General features: G+C 71.4%; 15 protein-coding genes. 7 read left to right on the top strand and 8 right to left on the bottom strand.

Annotated features, from left to right (window positions below):
- Positions 1 to 54: 54 nt before the first annotated feature.
- From hutH to OG741_RS25085, 5 genes are all read right to left on the bottom strand, one after another.
- A complete protein-coding gene (hutH, locus tag OG741_RS25105; protein WP_324988176.1) occupies positions 55 to 1596 on the bottom strand; it encodes a histidine ammonia-lyase in 1542 nt (513 codons plus the stop codon).
- A gap of 147 nt (positions 1597 to 1743) precedes the next feature.
- Positions 1744 to 2910, bottom strand: a complete 1167-nt coding sequence (locus tag OG741_RS25100) for a diguanylate cyclase domain-containing protein (protein WP_405601447.1) — start codon at positions 2908 to 2910, stop codon at positions 1744 to 1746.
- Between the two features lie 71 nt (positions 2911 to 2981).
- A complete protein-coding gene (locus OG741_RS25095; protein WP_405601445.1) occupies positions 2982 to 3776 on the bottom strand; it encodes an enoyl-CoA hydratase/isomerase family protein in 795 nt (264 codons plus the stop codon).
- A gap of 334 nt (positions 3777 to 4110) precedes the next feature.
- The gene (locus OG741_RS25090; protein WP_405601443.1) at positions 4111 to 5343 is read right to left on the bottom strand and encodes an adenylate/guanylate cyclase domain-containing protein; all 1233 of its coding nucleotides are present in this window, start codon (positions 5341 to 5343) and stop codon (positions 4111 to 4113) included.
- A 108-nt stretch (positions 5344 to 5451) separates the two neighbouring features.
- Positions 5452 to 6309, bottom strand: a complete 858-nt coding sequence (locus OG741_RS25085; protein ID WP_405601442.1) for a biotin--[acetyl-CoA-carboxylase] ligase — start codon at positions 6307 to 6309, stop codon at positions 5452 to 5454.
- Positions 6310 to 6418: 109 nt separating this feature from the next.
- Between OG741_RS25085 and OG741_RS25080 the strand changes: the two genes are divergently transcribed.
- The 4 genes from OG741_RS25080 to OG741_RS25065 all read left to right on the top strand — a co-directional run bounded on the left by OG741_RS25080 (position 6419) and on the right by OG741_RS25065 (position 9162).
- The gene (locus tag OG741_RS25080) at positions 6419 to 8002 is read left to right on the top strand and encodes an acyl-CoA carboxylase subunit beta (protein WP_405601441.1); all 1584 of its coding nucleotides are present in this window, start codon (positions 6419 to 6421) and stop codon (positions 8000 to 8002) included.
- Between the two features lie 14 nt (positions 8003 to 8016).
- Positions 8017 to 8223, top strand: coding sequence for an acyl-CoA carboxylase subunit epsilon (locus OG741_RS25075; protein ID WP_405601440.1), 207 nt, complete (start codon positions 8017 to 8019; stop codon positions 8221 to 8223).
- Between the two features lie 181 nt (positions 8224 to 8404).
- Positions 8405 to 8533, top strand: coding sequence for a morphogenic membrane protein MmpB (mmpB, locus tag OG741_RS25070; RefSeq protein ID WP_266486898.1), 129 nt, complete (start codon positions 8405 to 8407; stop codon positions 8531 to 8533).
- A 20-nt stretch (positions 8534 to 8553) separates the two neighbouring features.
- Entirely contained in the window at positions 8554 to 9162 is a 609-nt protein-coding gene (locus OG741_RS25065) for a Maf family protein (protein ID WP_405601437.1), read from the top strand.
- A gap of 122 nt (positions 9163 to 9284) precedes the next feature.
- On the opposite strand, the gene OG741_RS25060 is transcribed toward OG741_RS25065, so the two are convergent.
- Complete coding sequence (locus OG741_RS25060; RefSeq protein WP_405601435.1) at positions 9285 to 9740, bottom strand: hypothetical protein; 456 nt, start codon at positions 9738 to 9740, stop codon at positions 9285 to 9287.
- Between the two features lie 356 nt (positions 9741 to 10096).
- Here OG741_RS25060 and OG741_RS25055 point away from each other — a divergent pair, with 356 nt between their 5' ends.
- Together OG741_RS25055 and OG741_RS25050 are read left to right on the top strand one after the other, a co-directional pair.
- Complete coding sequence (locus tag OG741_RS25055) at positions 10097 to 11851, top strand: acetyl/propionyl/methylcrotonyl-CoA carboxylase subunit alpha (protein ID WP_405601433.1); 1755 nt, start codon at positions 10097 to 10099, stop codon at positions 11849 to 11851.
- Between the two features lie 115 nt (positions 11852 to 11966).
- Positions 11967 to 12566, top strand: a complete 600-nt coding sequence (locus tag OG741_RS25050) for a TetR/AcrR family transcriptional regulator (RefSeq protein ID WP_405601431.1) — start codon at positions 11967 to 11969, stop codon at positions 12564 to 12566.
- A gap of 1314 nt (positions 12567 to 13880) precedes the next feature.
- Here OG741_RS25050 and OG741_RS25045 read toward each other — a convergent pair.
- Together OG741_RS25045 and OG741_RS25040 are read right to left on the bottom strand one after the other, a co-directional pair.
- On the bottom strand, positions 13881 to 14834 hold the full coding sequence (locus OG741_RS25045; protein WP_405601429.1) for a DeoR/GlpR family DNA-binding transcription regulator: 954 nt from the start codon (positions 14832 to 14834) through the stop codon (positions 13881 to 13883).
- 155 nt (positions 14835 to 14989) lie between these two features.
- Positions 14990 to 16429 (bottom strand): NAD(P)H-quinone dehydrogenase, encoded by a 1440-nt coding sequence (locus OG741_RS25040; protein ID WP_405601426.1) that lies wholly within the window; start codon positions 16427 to 16429, stop codon positions 14990 to 14992.
- 164 nt (positions 16430 to 16593) lie between these two features.
- On the opposite strand from OG741_RS25040, the gene OG741_RS25035 reads away from it, so the two are divergent.
- Entirely contained in the window at positions 16594 to 17031 is a 438-nt protein-coding gene (locus tag OG741_RS25035) for a gamma-glutamylcyclotransferase (RefSeq protein ID WP_142214025.1), read from the top strand.
- Positions 17032 to 17081 lie beyond the last annotated feature (50 nt).

Here is a 17081-nt window from a genome sequence, read left to right as displayed (position 1 = left end):
CCGGACAGCAACCACCAACGCCCCCTGGCCCACGTTCACCACGAACCCGGTGACTTAGGCCAGCGGGCCCGTGACGGGCTCGACGGCCGCGATGAGCTTTCCGTCCCGTACGAACGCGTCCGCCGCCTCCAGGTCGGGCGCGAGGAAGCGGTCCGGGCCAGGGCCCTCGACGCCCGCGGCACGCAGGGCACCGATCGCGGCCTGCGAGGCGGGCGCGGGGGTCAGATGGCGCCGCAGCTCGATGGCGCGGGTCGCGGCATAGAGCTCGACCGCGAGGATCCGGTTCAGGTTGCCGACGGCCGTACGGAGCTTGCGCGCGGCGGACCAGCCCATCGAGACGTGGTCCTCCTGCATCGCCGACGACGGGATCGAGTCGGCGGAGGCCGGTACGGCGAGCCGCTTCATCTCGCTGACCAGGGCGGCCTGGGTGTACTGGGCGATCATCAGGCCCGAGTCCACCCCGGCGTCGTCTGCGAGGAACGGCGGCAGGCCGTGCGAGCGGTTCTTGTCGAGCAGCCGGTCCGTACGCCGCTCCGCGATCGATCCGAGATCCGCGGCGGCGATGGCCAGGAAGTCCAGGACGTACGCCACGGGGGCGCCGTGGAAGTTTCCGTTGGACTCCACGCGGCCGTCGGGCAGGACGACCGGGTTGTCGACGGCCGACGCGAGCTCGCGGTCGGCGACCAGGCGGGCGTGGGCGAGGGTGTCGCGTCCGGCGCCCGCGACCTGCGGGGCGCAGCGCACCGAGTACGCGTCCTGGACGCGGGGGGCCTCTTCCTCCTGGAAGTGGCCGACGAGCCCGGAGCCCTTGAGTACGGCGCTCATGTTCGCCGCGGCGACGCCCTGGCCCGGGTGCGGGCGGATGGCGTGCAGCTCGGGGGCGAGGACCTTGTCGGTGCCGAGCAGCGCCTCCAGCGACAGCGCGGCCGTGATGTCGGCGGTCACGTAGAGGCGCTGGAGGTCGGCGAGGGCCATGACCAGCATGCCGAGCATGCCGTCGGTGCCGTTGAGGAGGGCCAGGCCCTCCTTCTCGCGGAGCACGACGGGCGCGATGCCGTGCTCGGCGAGCAGCTCGCCCGCGGGCCTGACGGTGCCGTCGGGGCCCTCGGCGTCGCCCTCGCCCATGAGCGTCAGCGCGCAGTGGGACAGCGGCGCGAGGTCACCGGAGCAGCCGAGGGAGCCGTACTCGTGGACGACGGGCGTGATCCCGGCGTTCAGTACGTCGGCCATGGTCTGGGCGACCTCGGGGCGTACGCCGGTGTGGCCGGAGGCCACGGTCTTCAGGCGCAGGAACATCAGCGCGCGGACGACCTCGCGCTCGACGCGCGGGCCCATGCCCGCGGCGTGCGAGCGGACGATGTTGCGCTGGAGCTGGGCGCGGAGCTCGGGGCTGATGTGCCGGCTGGCGAGTGCGCCGAATCCGGTGGACACCCCGTAGACGGGCTCGGGCTTGGCGGCGAGGGCGTCCACGATTCCGCGGGCGGCGGCGAGGGCGGCGACGGCCTCCTCGGAGAGCTCGATACGGGCGCCCTCGCGGGCCACGGCGATGACGTCTTCGGCGGTGGTACCGGACGTCCCCACCACGACTGTGTGCATATCCATATTCAGCAGCGTACGGATTGAATCGGAACCTGTCACTAGTCGCGGCGGGGTTGACCCCTTACGCGCTCACGGGTGCCCGCCAGCCGGGCTCAGGGGTGTGCGGCGGGTCAGGCGAGCCCAGCCTGACCCGCCGCACACCCCCTAGGGCTCGCTCCAGGGTTCCTGGGCGTCCTCGGGCCGGGCGGCCCGGAACGTGCGGCGCTCGTGCTTGGAGCGGGGCGGGGAGTCCGCAAGGCGCAGCACGGTGCCGTCGCGGCCCGCGACCACGGGTTTCGGGGAGCGGGCCGCCTTCGCGCGGTACTGGGCCGCGTCCGCGAGCCGGAACAGGCGGCGGGCCGAACGCACCTGCCCGATCGGGTCGCCGGTGGACGCGACCCCGCAGGCGACGCCCTCACCCATCTCCAACTCGCCCGCCCGTACGCAGAGTTCGTCGGCGGCATGGACCACCTCGTCCGCGGTCGGGCCGACCGAGAGCAGACAGAACTCGTCCCCGCCGAGACGGGCCGCCAGCGCGCCGGGGAGCATCGCCCCGCACAGCGAGAGAACCGAGCCGAAGCGTTCGAGCAGCCGGTCGCCGACGGCGTGGCCGTGGGTGTCGTTCACCTGCTTGAGGCCGTTGAGGTCGCACACCACCAGGCTGACGACCGAGCCGTCCACCCGGTGGCGCTCCAGCGCCTCGTCGAGCCTTATGTCGACGGCGCGGCGGTTGGCGAGGCCGGTCAGGGGGTCCGTGAAGGCCAGCGTGCGGACCTCTTCCAGCCGCTCCGTCTGGGCGATCCCGGCCGCCACCACGGAGGCGATCACGGTCGCGAAGTCCGCGTCGTCCCGGTCGAAGACGGGCCGGCCGGCCGCGCGTGCCACATACAGCTCCCCCCATGCCCGCCCGTGCAGCACGATGGGCGCGACCACACAGCAGCCGCGCCCGCGCCTGCGCAGCGCGGCCACGCGCTGATGGGAGTAGCCGATCTCGCCGGCAACGGGGCCGTCGACGGTCTCCACCCAGGCGTCGGGCTCGCCACCGCCGGCCCACTGCTCGTGCAGAAACTCCGTGATCTCCGGGAAGCGGTTGACCGGATACGTCTCGGACTCGGGGAACTCCTCCTCCCCGGCGGCGCGTTCGCCGGCATTCACGAGCACCTTGAGGCGCCCGAGCTCGCGCTCCCACACGGACAGCGCCGCGAAGGAGCCGGAGAGCGCGTCACAGGCGCCGAGCGCCGCGGCGCGCCATGACTCGCGCGGGGTGCGCGCACAAGCCATTGCCTGCGCCAGCGCCACTACGGCTCGCAGCCGCCGATCCTCAGCCATCATCCCAGCTTAGGGCTGGTTTGCCTGATGTGATCAGTTGACGTAACCCGGGTCCCTGCGAGCCCTGCCGCGGGTCACTCGCCGGGCCACTGCGGCTTCCGCTTTTCGTTGAAGGCGGCAACACCCTCGGCCCGGTCCCCGGAGAAGGCCACCGAGCGCCAGGCCGCGTCCTCGACCTCGAGACCGGCCCGCAGATCGAGCCCCTGCCCGAGCCGCATCGCGCGCTTGGCGGCGCGCAGCCCGACGGGAGAGTTCGCGGCGATCCGGGCGGCGAGCTCCAGCGCGCCGGTCCTGGCATCGTCCACGAGCTGGTCGACGAGCCCCAACTCGCGGGCCTCCGCGGCCTCCACGCGGCGTGCCGTATAGACCAGCTCGGCCGCCCGAGCGGCCCCGACGCGGCGTGGGAGCAGCTGCGTCCCGCCGCCGCCGGGGATGACACCGACGGACACCTCGGGCAGCCCCACTACGGCGGTGCCGTCGGCGACGATCAGATCGCAGGCCAGCGCCAGCTCGAACCCGCCGCCGAGGGCGAATCCGTGCACGGCGGCGACGGTGGGCATGGGCAGCTCGAGAACCCCGGTGTAGGCGGCCCGCGCGGTCGGCCGCTGCCGCACCAACTCGGCGTCGGAGAAGGAGTTCCGCTCCTTCAGGTCGGCGCCGACGCAGAAGGCGCGCTCATGGGTGGAGCTGAGCACGGTGACGCGTACGTCCCGGTCGGCACCGAGGGCGTCGCAGGCCGCGGCGATGGAGCGGGCCATCTCGGTGGAGACGGCGTTCATGGCCTTGGGCCGGTCGAGTACGAGCTCGGCGACGTGCTCGTGCCTGCGGACGACGACGAATTCCCCGAAGCGCTGCTCGGACTCGGACATGAGGGCACCCTCCCGGTGAACGATGGTTAACCGGATCATAGGGGGAGGGGGGCGCCTGCGGCGGGCCTGTTCCCCTACCCGCCCCTTCCCGAACGGGGGCTCCGCCCCCGGGCTCCCGTATGCGACCTTCGGCCGCATGTCCTCAAACGCCGGACGGGCTGGATGTGCGGCCCCACCGCACAGTCCAGCCCCGCCAGCGATTGAGGCGTGGTCCCGGGCGCGAAATTCAGCCCCGTGGGGGTCCCCCCGGACGAAGTCTGGGGGAGTTTGAGGAGCGGGGTCCGGGGCGGAGCCCCGGTTCAGGAAGGGCGGGGGAACACCCCCCGCTCAGACCTCAGCCGCCGCGGCGCGACATGAGCCACGGCTCCACCACGCCGAGCCCCCGCACCGGTCGCTGCCACATCGGCTGAAGCGCGAAGCGGTACGAGGGGGGCTCCTCGCCCTCCTTCTCCGCCGCGGCCGCTTCCTCCGCCGCCTCCGACTCGGACACCGGCGCGTCCCCCGTGCGCACGAGCTCCTCCGCGAACGCGCCGTCCACCAGCACCGCGTCCTTCGGCGCTATCGAGGTCAGGCGGCTCGCCAGGTTCACGGTCGTGCCGAAGACGTCGCCCATCCGCGTCGTCACCGTCCCGAAGGCGATGCCGACCCGCAGCGCGGGCATCGACTCGTCGTCCGTCATCGTCTCTATCAACCGCAGCGCGATCTCCGCCGCCGTGCCCGCGTCGTCCGCGGCGTACAGGACCTCGTCGCCGAGCGTCTTGATCAGGCGGCCGCCGTGCGCAGCGACCAGGTCCGCGCAGGTGGTCTCGAACGCCTCGACGAGTTCCCCGAGTTCCTCCTCCTCGAGGCGCCGGGTGAGACGGGTGAAGCCCACCAGGTCCGCGAAGCCGACCGCGAGACGGCGGTCCACCATCTCCTCGTCGTCCGCCGCCTGGACCACGCGCCCCGTCGCCGCGGCGAGCTGGCGGCGCCAGACGTAGACGAGGAACTCCTCCAGTTCGGGCAGGAGCAGTTCGACCAGGGGATACGTGACTTCCGTACGGGTCATTCCGGGCTCGGGCGGCTCGGTCAGGCCCTCCAGGAAAGAATCGATCTGCCATTCCGCCAGCCGGGCGGTGGTCTGGCCCGTCGAGCGGGCCACCTGGACCGCCATCGGCTCGCTGAGCAGGCCCGCCTCGACAAGACCGGCGAGCCGTCGCAGGGCCAGCACGTCCGCCTCGGTCAGGGCCTTGGCCTGGCCGATGTCGGCGAAGCCCATGGCCCGCCAGAAGCGGGAGGCGAGCTCCATGGAGACTCCGGCCGTGCGGGCGGCCTGAAACGGCGTGTAGCGCCGGTCCGCGCCAAGGATCAGCTGCTCCAGCCGGATCGCGAGGGGGTCGTCGGTCGGCTCCACGGTGTGATCGACCTCATGGTGGGGCGGATGTACCGCGGCCGACCCGGATGCCGTGCCCGGGGGCGAGGACGCGCCGGAGGGCGACGATGACGAATTCAAGGGTCCGGACGCGCCGGAAGAGGAGCCCTCCGGCGGCTGCGCGCCCGCGCCGGAAGTGGTGTCGTCGACGGTCACCAGCCGCCTCCTGCCCGTTCCCTGCGCACTGCCCTGCCGATCTGTCGCTCGATCGCCTCAACGATACGGCAGGTGTGCCCTAGCTCACGTCCCGGCCGCCCAGCCGGTTCATCCGGCCGGCCGCAGGTGCACGATGTCGCCCGCACTGATCGCCTGCCGCCCCCCGCCCTCCGTGGACAGCACCAGCCGCCCGTCGCCGTCGATCGCGACCGCCTCGCCGATCACTGAGCGTTCGCCGGGCAGCTCGGCCCGTACGCTCCGTCCCAGCGTCGCGCAGCCCGCCGCGTACGCCTCCTGGAGCCCCGACAGGCCCGGGTCGCCGCCCGCAGCGCGCCAGTCGCCGTACCACTGCTCCAGCGAGCGCAGCACGGCCCGCAGCAGCGGGTCACGGTCGGTGGAGATCGCGTTCGCGAGGGCGAGGGAGCCCGCCTCCGGGACCGGCAGCTCCTCGGCGTGCAGCGTGACATTGAGGCCGATACCGATGACGACAGCGTCGTCGCCCGACCGCTCGGCGAGGATCCCGCCGGTCTTGCGCTCCTCGCCGTCAATCTTTACCAGCAGGTCATTGGGCCATTTGAGGTACATGTCCACCCCGGCGGCACGGGAGAGACCCGCCGCGGACGCCACCCCGGCGAGCAGCGGCAGCCAGCCCCAGCGCTCGACCGGGATGTCCGCTCCGGGCTTCAGCAGTACGGAGACGAACAGCCCGGAGCGCGGGGGCGCCGACCAGGTGCGGTCCAGGCGTCCCCGCCCGGCCGTCTGCACTTCGGCGACGAGCACGGCCCCCTCGTCCAGTGACCCGGCTCTGGCCGCCAGGTCGGAGTTGGTGGACCCGGTCTCGGGCACGATGTCGAAAGAGGTCCACAGCCCGCCCGGCTGCAGCAGCGAGTGGCGCAGCGCGGCTTCGTTCAGCGGCGGCCGGTCGAGGTCGGACCAGCGGCTCCGGGGCGCATTCTCAGGCGTCATGCAAGCCAGGTTAGGTGTGGTAAACGACGCACTGCCGAACGGTATGCGCGCCGATACGCTACGAGTCAGTAGCCACCGACCCCGTGACCAGCCAGGGAGCCGCATCCCGATGTCCGAGCCGGAACAGATCGACATTCACACCACCGCAGGAAAGCTGGCGGATCTGCAGCGCCGTGTTGACGAGGCGACGCATGCCGGTTCCGCGCGCGCGGTGGAGAAGCAGCACGCCAAGGGCAAGTTGACCGCCCGTGAGCGCGTCGATCTGCTGTTGGACGAGGGTTCGTTCGTAGAACTGGACGAATTCGCCCGGCACCGTTCCACGGACTTCGGCATGGAACAGAACCGCCCCTACGGCGACGGTGTGGTCACCGGCTACGGCACGGTCGACGGCCGCCCGGTTGCGGTCTTCTCGCAGGACTTCACGGTCCTCGGCGGGTCCCTGGGCGAGGTCTTCGGCCAGAAGATCATGAAGGTGATGGACTTCGCGCTGAAGACGGGCTGCCCCGTCGTCGGCATCAACGACTCCGGCGGCGCCCGTATCCAGGAGGGCGTCATGGCGCTGGGCATGTACGGCGAGATCTTCCGCCGCAACACCCATGCCTCCGGCGTGATCCCGCAGATCTCGCTGATCGTCGGACCGTGCGCGGGCGGCGCCGTCTACTCCCCCGCGATCACCGACTTCACGGTGATGGTCGACCAGACCTCGCACATGTTCATCACCGGACCCGATGTCATCAAGACGGTGACCGGAGAGGACGTCGGCTTCGAGGAGCTGGGCGGAGCCCGTACGCACAACACCACCTCCGGTGTCGCGCACCACATGGCGGGCGACGAGAAGGACGCCGTCGAGTACGTCAAGTCGCTGCTGTCGTACCTGCCGTCCAACAACCTCTCCGAGGCACCGGCCTTCCCCGAGGAGGCCGGCCTGGAGACGACCGACGAGGACCGCGAGCTCGACACCCTCATCCCCGACTCCGCGAACCAGCCGTACGACATGCACACGGCCATCGAGCATGTGCTGGACGACGGCGAATTCCTGGAGACTCAGGCGCTGTTCGCGCCGAACATCGTCACCGGCTTCGGCCGGGTCGAGGGCTACCCGGTCGGCATCGTCGCCAACCAGCCGATGCAGTTCGCGGGCTGCCTGGACATCAACGCCTCCGAGAAGGCCGCGCGCTTCGTGCGCACCTGCGACGCCTTCAACGTCCCCGTGCTGACCTTCGTCGACGTGCCCGGCTTCCTGCCGGGCGTCGACCAGGAGTACGGCGGCATCATCCGCCGCGGCGCGAAGCTGATCTACGCCTACGCGGAGGCGACGGTCCCGCTGATCACGGTGATCACGCGCAAGGCCTTCGGCGGCGCGTACGACGTCATGGGCTCCAAGCACCTGGGTGCCGACCTCAACCTGGCCTGGCCGACCGCGCAGATCGCGGTCATGGGCGCACAGGGCGCGGTGAACATCCTGCACCGCCGCACCATCGCGGCCGCGGAGGACGTCGAGGCGACCCGCGCGGCGCTGATCCAGGACTACGAGGACACGCTCCTCAACCCGTACACCGCGGCGGAGCGCGGCTACGTGGACGCGGTGATCATGCCTTCGGAAACGCGCTCGCAGATCGTGAAGGGCCTGCGTCAGCTGCGTACGAAGCGGGAAAGCCTGCCGCCGAAGAAGCACGGCAACATCCCCCTCTAGGAAGGGACCTGACGATGATCAAGGTCGTACGAGGAAATCCCACCCCGGAGGAACTGGCCGCCGCACTTGCGGTGGTCCAGGCACGCGCCGCGGCGACGGCCGCGGCGGTGGAGGGCACGCCGCTCCCGCCGGAGCAGTGGTCGGACCCGGCGCGGATCGCCCGCACGCGAAGGCCGCTCCCGGGCCCGCGGGCGTGGGCCCGCAGCTACTGGCCGGTCTGAGCCCACGCCTCGATCGCCGGACGGACTGAATGTCAGCCCGTCCGGCGATCGGGAGCATCAGCCCCTGACGGAACAGCAGACCGTGTAGTCCTCGCGACACCGGAAATTGGCCCGTTGGCGGCCCGCCGGTTGAGTACCCGTACTCAGGCGCCGCCCGGCTCCCCGCAGCAGGATCGAAGACATGCTGTGGTCCGACCCGGAGAACGAGCCTCCGAAAGAGCTGCGCGAGACGCAGGCGATGATGCGCCGCGCGGGCCTCCTGCTTGCCCTCGCGATGGTGGTGGCGATGTTCGTGGTCGGGCTGCACTGACCGCCGCCTACGATGACCCCATGACCGCTCACCGCCCCCGTCTCGTCCTCGGCTCCGCCTCCCCCGCGCGCCTCAATCTGCTGCGCCAGGCCGGACTCGCCCCCGAGGTGATCGTCAGCGGCGTCGACGAGGACGCGCTGAGCGCACCGACCCCGGCCGAGCTGGCCCTGGTGCTCGCCGAGGCCAAGACCGCCGCCGTGGCCGCGCGCCCGGAGGCCTCAGGCGCGCTCGTCATCGGCTGCGACTCGGTCCTCGAACTCGACGGCGAGGCCCTGGGCAAACCGGCCGACGCGGAGGACGCGACCGCCCGCTGGAAGCGCATGCGCGGCCGCTCCGGCATCCTCCAGACCGGCCACTGCGTCACGGACACGGCGACCGGCCGCAGCGTGTCGGCGACCGCCTCGACGACCGTGCGCTTCGGCGAGCCGACGGACGCCGAGATCGCCGCGTACGTCGCGAGCGGCGAACCGCTGCACGTGGCGGGCGCGTTCACGCTGGACGGCCGTTCGGCGCCGTTCATCGACTCCATCGACGGCGACCACGGCAATGTGATCGGGCTCTCGCTGCCGCTGCTGCGCACGCTGCTGGCCGAGCTCGGCTTCTCGATCACGGATCTGTGGACGGACTGAAGCGCCCGCGCCCCGGGGCGGGTTGACGTCAGTCGAGCGTCAGAATCACGTCAGACTCGACACCGGCTCGGGGTCCGGTGAGGGCGGGCTCGGGCCCGCCTCACGACCGGCTCGGATCCCGCTCAGGCAGGTGCGGCGCCGTTCGTCGGAGCGGGCTCGCTGCGGGTCTCTTCCTTCTGTGGCTTCCCGCCATTTCCATACGCCAGCAGCACCAGGACGATCAGTGCGAGCACGACCATCATGAACGCGAACGCGTCCCAGCCGACGAGACCCACCGTGAGCGCGCCCAGCACGCCGTGCGTGATCGCGCACGAGATCAGCAGGATCCGCGCCCCGCGCCCCGGGGCCCGGTCGCGCAGGCCGGTCAGCAGCAGGACCACACCGCAGGCGGCGAGGTAGAGACCGAAGACGGCGCCCATCACCCAGGTGCCCGTGACCATCGCGTCCGGGTCCAGGTCGGCGAGCGACATGCTCTGCTTCTCGAGGAACGTGGCCAGGATCCCGTTGATCACCACGATGCCGATGGCCTCCACCAGCAGAACAAGCGCGGCCACCACGGCCACCGGTCTGCGCGCCACGGCGCCCCCAACCCTCTGTTACCGGAAGTACGTACGACATCGCGAACGCTACTAACGGGTAAAGGGCGGGACAAGGGGCGCGGCACGCTCGGTCTCACAGCAAAGAATCATTGGGCCATTCGTAGGGACTCGACAAAGAAACGCGCCCGGCCGCTGGCGCCCAGAACAGAGACCTGTGCCACACCACGGGGTTACTGTGCGAGGAAGGAACCCGTCGTACCTTGGTGCGACAAGGGATTTCGCGACTTGCGCGAGCCTCGAATCACGCTCCGTGTGGCATAGCTCACCATTGGGGACGGGTCGAAGGACGGTGTGCGGCTTCCCTAAACTCAGCTTGTTTCAAGGAGGGAGCCATCGTGCGCAAGGTGCTCATCGCCAACCGTGGCGAAATCGCTGTCCGCGTTGCCCGTGCCTGCCGGGACGCCGGGATCGCGAGCGTAGCCGTCTACGCCGATCCGGACCGGGACGCATTGCATGTCCGCGCGGCCGACGAGGCGTTCGCCCTGGGCGGTGACACCCCGGCCGCCAGCTACCTGGACATGGCCAAGGTGCTCCAGGCCGCGAAGGACTCGGGAGCGGACGCCATCCACCCCGGATACGGCTTCCTCTCGGAGAACGCGGACTTCGCGCAGGCCGTGCTGGACGCCGGTCTGACCTGGATCGGCCCGCCGCCGCAGGCGATCCGCGATCTGGGTGACAAGGTCGCCGCCCGTCATATCGCCCAGCGCGCCGGCGCGCCGCTGGTCGCCGGTACGCCCGACCCGGTCTCCGGCGCCGACGAGGTCGTCGCCTTCGCGCGGGAGAACGGGCTGCCGATCGCGATCAAGGCGGCGTTCGGCGGTGGCGGCCGCGGTCTGAAGGTCGCCCGCACCCTCGAAGAGGTGCCTGAGCTGTACGACTCCGCGGTACGCGAGGCCGTCGCCGCCTTCGGGCGCGGCGAGTGCTTCGTCGAGCGCTACCTGGACAAGCCGCGGCACGTCGAGACGCAGTGCCTGGCCGACAGCCACGGCAATGTCGTCGTCGTCTCCACGCGTGACTGCTCGCTCCAGCGCCGCCACCAGAAGCTGGTCGAGGAGGCGCCCGCGCCCTTCCTCTCCGAGGCGCAGAACGCCGAGCTGTACGCCGCGTCCAAGGCCATCCTCAAGGAGGCCGGTTACGTCGGCGCGGGCACCGTCGAGTTCCTCGTCGGTGTCGACGGCACGATCTCCTTCCTGGAGGTCAACACCCGTCTCCAGGTGGAACACCCGGTCACCGAAGAGGTCACCGGCATCGACCTGGTCCGCGAGATGTTCCGTATCGCCGACGGCGAGGAGCTCGGCTACGGCGACCCGGCGGTGCGCGGTCACTCCTTCGAGTTCCGCATCAACGGCGAGGACCCGGGCCGGGGCTTCCTCCCGGCCCCCGGCACGGTGACCACCTTCGCGCCGCCGTCCGGTCCGGGTGTGCGCCTCGACGCGGGCGTCGAGACCGGTTCGGTGATCGGCCCCGCCTGGGACTCGCTGCTGGCCAAGCTGATCGTCACCGGCGCGACGCGGGAGCAGGCGCTGCAGCGTGCGGCGCGTGCGCTGGAGGAGTTCACGGTCGAGGGCATGGCCACGGCCATCCCCTTCCACCGCGCGGTCGTCACCGACCCGGCGTTCACCGCGGACCCCTTCCGGGTCCACACCCGGTGGATCGAGACGGAGTTCGTCAACGAGATCAAGCCCTTCGCGGCGCCCAGCGACGCGGACACCGAGGACGAGCCGGGCCGCGAGACGGTCATCGTCGAGGTCGGCGGCAAGCGCCTGGAGGTCTCGCTGCCGTCCTCGCTGGGCATGACACTGGCCCGCACCGGCCTGGCAGCGGGCGCCAAGCCCAAGCGCCGCGCCGCGAAGAAGTCGGCGTCGGCGGCTTCCGGTGACACCCTCGCCTCTCCGATGCAGGGCACGATCGTCAAGATCGCGGTCGAGGAGGGCCAGGAGGTCAACGAGGGCGACCTCGTCGTCGTCCTGGAGGCGATGAAGATGGAGCAGCCGCTGAACGCGCACCGCTCCGGCACGATCAAGGGCCTGTCGGCCGAGGTCGGCGCGTCGATCTCGTCGGGTGCGATGATCTGCGAGATCAAGGACTGACGTCCGGCCGAGTGTGTACGAGTGTGGGGCCTGCCCGGTACGACGACGGGCAGGCCCCACGCGTATGCATCCTGGACACTGAACGCCGGGGGGCGGACTCAGGGAGGACGACGCGATGGCGACCAGTACGGCAGTCGGCTCGCCGCGGCCGATGCGGGCGGATGCGCGCCGCAACTACGAACGGCTGCTGACCGAAGCGCGCGCCGTCTTCGCCGAGTGCGGCACCGATGCCTCGCTCGAAGAGATCGCGCGGCGGTCGGGCGTGGGCATCGGCACGCTGTACCGGCACTTCCCCAACCGCCACGCGATGATGAGCGCGGTCTTCCAGGAGGCCCTGGCCGCACTGCTGGAACGCTCGGGCGAACTGGCCTCGGCGGAGCAGCCGTGCGGGGCGCTGGTGGAGTGGCTGCGCACCCTCATCACCCATGCGGGTGAGTACCGCGGGCTGGCCCGGGCGCTCATGTCGGCCTCGCACGACGAGACTTCGGCGCTGTCGGCATGCAGCGTGCCGCTCCGCGAGGCGGGCGAACGGCTGCTGATCCGGGCGCAGGAGAGCGGGGCGGTGCGGGCGGATGTCTCGATCGGCGACCTGATGCAGCTGACGAACGCGATCGCACTGGCGGCGGAAGAGGAGCCGGGGGACGCGGAGTTGGCGGACAGACTGCTGAGGCTGACGCTGCGGGGCTTGAAGGCTGAGGGCGGCGCCCGGTCCTGAACGGTCCGGGGCGCGCGGTGCCGTGGCGTGCGGGGTCCCGTGGCTCGGGGCTCAGGCGGTCCGGGGTGCGCCGGTGCCGCGGGGCGCGGGTTCCGGGTCGCCTCCGGGCTCGACTCCTCGGCGTCGGCGGTAAACGGGCCCTTGGATTGGTCACCCGGTGTTGGCCGCCAATCGCCTGCGGGGACGACCCTGCACCGCCCCTCCCCCACGGGGAGGTGTGTCGCTGCGCGCGGGGGTTCGCCCGCGAGACCCACCACCGGGCAGCAACCACCAACGCCCCCTGGCCCACGGCACCCACGAACCCGGCACAAGCGCCGTCGGGATCGACTCCTCGGCGTCGGCGGCAAACGGGCCCTTGGATTGGTCACCCGGTGTTGGCCGCCAATCGGGGGTTCGCCCGCGAAACCACCCACCGGACAGCAACCACCAACGCCCCCTGGCCCACGCCCACCACGACCGCTGGAAACGCGGGGACGACCCTGCACCGCCACTCCCCACGGGGAGGTGTCGCGGTGCGCGGGGGTTCGCCCGCGAGACCCACCAGCGGGCAGCAACCACCAACGCCCCCTGGCCCACGGCACCCACGAACCCGGTACAAGCGCCGTCGGGATCGACTCCTCGGCGTCGGCGGCAAACGGGCCCTTGGATTGGTCACCCGGTGTTGGCCGCCAATCGGGGGTTCGCCCGCGAAACCACCCACCGGACAGCAACCACCAACGCCCCCTGGCCCACGCCCACCACGACCGCTGGAAACGCGGGGACGACCCTGCACCGCCACTCCCCACGGGGAGGTGTCGCGGTGCGCGGGGGTTCGCCCGCGAGACCCACCAGCGGGCAGCAACCACCAACGCCCCCTGGCCCACGGCACCCACGAACCCGGCACAAGCGCCGTCGGGATCGACTCCTCGGCGTCGGCGGCGATGAGGGGTTCGTAGGGGCACCCGGTGTTGGCCGCCAATCGGGAGTTCGCCCGCGAAGCCACCCACCGGATAGCAACCACCAACGCCCCCTGGCCCACGCTCACCACGGACGCTGGAAACGCGGGGACGACCCTGTACCGCCCCTCCCCAACGGAGCGGTGTAGCTGCGGGCGTCGGCCACGCGGCGCGAAGCTGCCGCAGGCGCGGGTGCGAGGGGCGCCAGCCCCTGCGGGCTTTCTCCGCGGCCAAGCCGCCGAGGCGACGCTTCCTCTCCGCGGCGAAGCCGCTGGAGTCTCGGGACGTGGGGGCGTCAGCCCCCACCCTCCCCCAGGGGTCTGGGGCGAAGCCCCAGTTACGGGAAGGGGCGGGGTGGGGGAACAAGCCCCCGCGCAAACTACCGCCGGCGCAGATCCGCCACCCTCGCCGCCCTCTCCCCCGAAGGCTCCGACGTCAGCGCGTTGCGCAGCTGCGGGCCCGGGCCCGCCCCGCCGCGGGTGCGGCGCTGGGACGGGAGCGGAACGTCGCGGCGGGGGGCGCGGCCGGGCGCGGCCGTGTCCGACGGCGCGCCCGAGCCCGCCACCGCGATCTGGACGCCCTGGTCCGCCAGCGCCTGGAGTTCCGTCGCCGCCCGGTCGTCGTGCGTCGGCGGCTCGTCCGTGACCAGCCGCGTGATCACATCCGTCGGCACCGTCTGGAACATCGTGTCGGTGCCGAGCTTGGTGTGGTCCGCGAGGACCACGACCTCCGCCGCGGCCTGGACGAGCGCCCGGTCTACGCTTGCCGAGAGCATGTTGGACGTGGACAGCCCGCGCTCGGCCGTCAGCCCGCTCCCCGAGAGGAACGCCCGGGACACCCGCAGGCCCTGCAGGGACTGCTCCGCCCCGCTGCCCACCAGCGCGTAGTTGGAGCCACGCAGCGTCCCACCGGTCATGACGACTTCGACCCGGTTGGCATGGGCCAAGGCCTGGGCGACGAGCAGGGAGTTGGTGACGACGGTCAGTCCGGGGACGCGCGCGAGCCGGCGGGCCAGCTCCTGCGTCGTCGTCCCCGCTCCGACCACGATCGCCTCGCCTTCTTCGACGAGGCCCGCGGCGAGATCGGCGATGGCCGTCTTCTCCGCGGTCGCGGACAGGGATTTCTGCGGAAAGCCGGACTCCCGCGTAAAACCGCCCGGCAGTACCGCACCGCCGTGACGGCGGTCGAGGAGTCCTTCTGCCTCCAGAGCCCGCACGTCCCGCCGTACGGTTACTTCGGAGGTCTGGACGACACGGGCGAGCTCACGGAGCGACACGGCTCCGTTGGCGCGCACCATTTCGAGGATCAATTGGCGACGTTCTGCAGCGAACACGAAACTGACAGTAACCTGACCGACCGATACTTTTCAGCACTATGCGCCGAATAACAGAAGTTGCGCACAGACGGGACCGCCAAGTGGTATGGGCGGCCCGGGAGTTGATCGGTTGCCGCGCAGAGTGCCCGGGGTTCGTCGGGTTTGCGCCCGCATCACCCTTCGCCGGTCGCCTTACGGGTGTGCAACTGCCGTGCCACCTCGGCGATCGACCCCGACAGAGAGGGGTACACGGTGAAAGCGTTTGCGATCTGTTCCACCGTCAGATTGTTGTCGACCGCGATCGAGATGGGATGGATCAGTTCGCTGGCGCGCGGTGAGACGACCACGCCGCCGACCACGATGCCCGTGCCCGGGCGGCAGAAGATCTTGACGAAGCCGTCCCGGATGCCCTGCATCTTCGCGCGCGGGTTGCGCAGCAGCGGCAGCTTGACGACGCGCGCGTCGATGATGCCGCCGTCGACGTCCGCCTGGCTGTAGCCGACGGTCGCGATCTCCGGGTCGGTGAAGACATTGGACGAGACGGTCTTGAGGTTCAGCGGCTGCACCGCGTCGCCCAGGAAGTGGTACATCGCGATACGGCCCTGCATGGCCGCGACGGAGGCGAGTGCGAAGACCCCGGTGACGTCACCGGCCGCGTACACGCCGGGAGCGCTCGTACGGGAGACCTTGTCGGTCCAGATGTGGCCCGAGTCCCTGAGCCGGACGCCGGCCTCCTCCAGGCCCATGCCCGCGGAGTTCGGGATCGCACCGACCGCCATCAGGCAGTGCGAGCCGGAGATGACGCGGCCGTCGGAGAGCGTGACCTCGACCCGGTCGCCGACGCGCTTGGCGGACTCGGCGCGGGAGCGGGCCATGACGTTCATGCCGCGGCGGCGGAAGACGTCCTCCAGGACCGCGGCGGCGTCCGGGTCCTCGCCCGGCAGCACGCGGTCGCGGGAGGAGACGAGGGTGACCCGGGAGCCGAGCGCCTGGTAGGCGCCGGCGAACTCGGCGCCGGTGACGCCGGAGCCGACCACGATGAGCTCGTCGGGGAGCTCGGTGAGGTCGTACACCTGGGTCCAGTTCAGAATGCGCTCCCCGTCGGGGAGCGCATCGGGGATCTCGCGCGGGTGGCCGCCGGTCGCGAGCAGCACGGCGTCGGCGGTCAGCGTCTCCTCGGTGCCGTCCGCGGCGGTCACGACCACCGTGCGGGAGCCGTCCGTCGCCTGCCGGCCGACCAGCCGGCCGCGACCGCGCATCACCCGGGCGCCGGCCCGGGTGACGGAGGCGGTGATGTCGTGGGACTGGGCGAGCGCGAGCCGCTTCACCCGTCGGTTGACCTTGCCGAGGTCGACGCCGACGATCCGGGCGGACTGCTCCATCGGCGGGGTGTCGTCGGCCACGATGATGCCCAGCTCCTCGTGCGAGGAGTCGAAGGTCGTCATCACCTCGGCCGTGGCGATCAGGGTCTTGGAAGGTACGCAGTCGGTCAGCACAGAAGCCCCGCCGAGGCCGTCGCAGTCGACGACGGTCACCTCCGCGCCGAGCTGGGCGCCCACCAGGGCCGCCTCGTATCCGCCGGGTCCGCCGCCGATGATCACGATCCGGGTCACTGGGGTTACGCCTCGCGCTCTCGTTCGTTCTGCCGGGGTTCGGGGGGTGGCCCCTTTGGACTGCAGTACGTCCTCCATTGTCCCGCACGGTTCAAGTGCCCTCGCCCCGGGTCCCTTCATCGGTGAACCGCAACCACCCGCGCCCCTCCCGTACCCTCGATCCCATGTCGCTCTACGCCGCGTACGCCGGCAACCTCGACGCGCGGCTGATGTCCCGCCGCGCCCCGCACTCCCCGCTGCGCGGCACCGGCTGGCTCAACGGCTGGCGGCTGACCTTCGGCGGCGAGCAGATGGGCTGGGAGGGGGCACTGGCCACGATCGTGGAGGCGCCGCGCTCCCAGGTCTTCGTCGCGTTGTACGACATCGCCCCGATGGACGAGGACTCGATGGACCGCTGGGAGGGTGTCGGCCTGGACATCTACCGGCGCATGCGGGTCCGGGTGGACACTCTGGACGGCGAGGAGCCGGCCTGGGTGTACGTGCTGAACGGATACGAGGGCGGGCTGCCGTCAGCACGGTATCTGGGCGAACTGGCCGATGCGGCGGACTCTGCGGGCGCTCCGCACGACTATGTGATGGAGCTGCGGAAGCGGCCTTGCTGATGCGTTTACCGTCGCGTTCGTGGGAAACGACAAGGCAACGATCCGAAGAC

Source organism: Streptomyces sp. NBC_01410, from assembly GCF_045040195.1.
GTDB lineage: Bacteria > Actinomycetota > Actinomycetes > Streptomycetales > Streptomycetaceae > Streptomyces.
The sequence above is the reverse complement of the archived record's forward strand: the minus strand, read 5'-3'. Positions and strand labels throughout refer to the sequence as shown.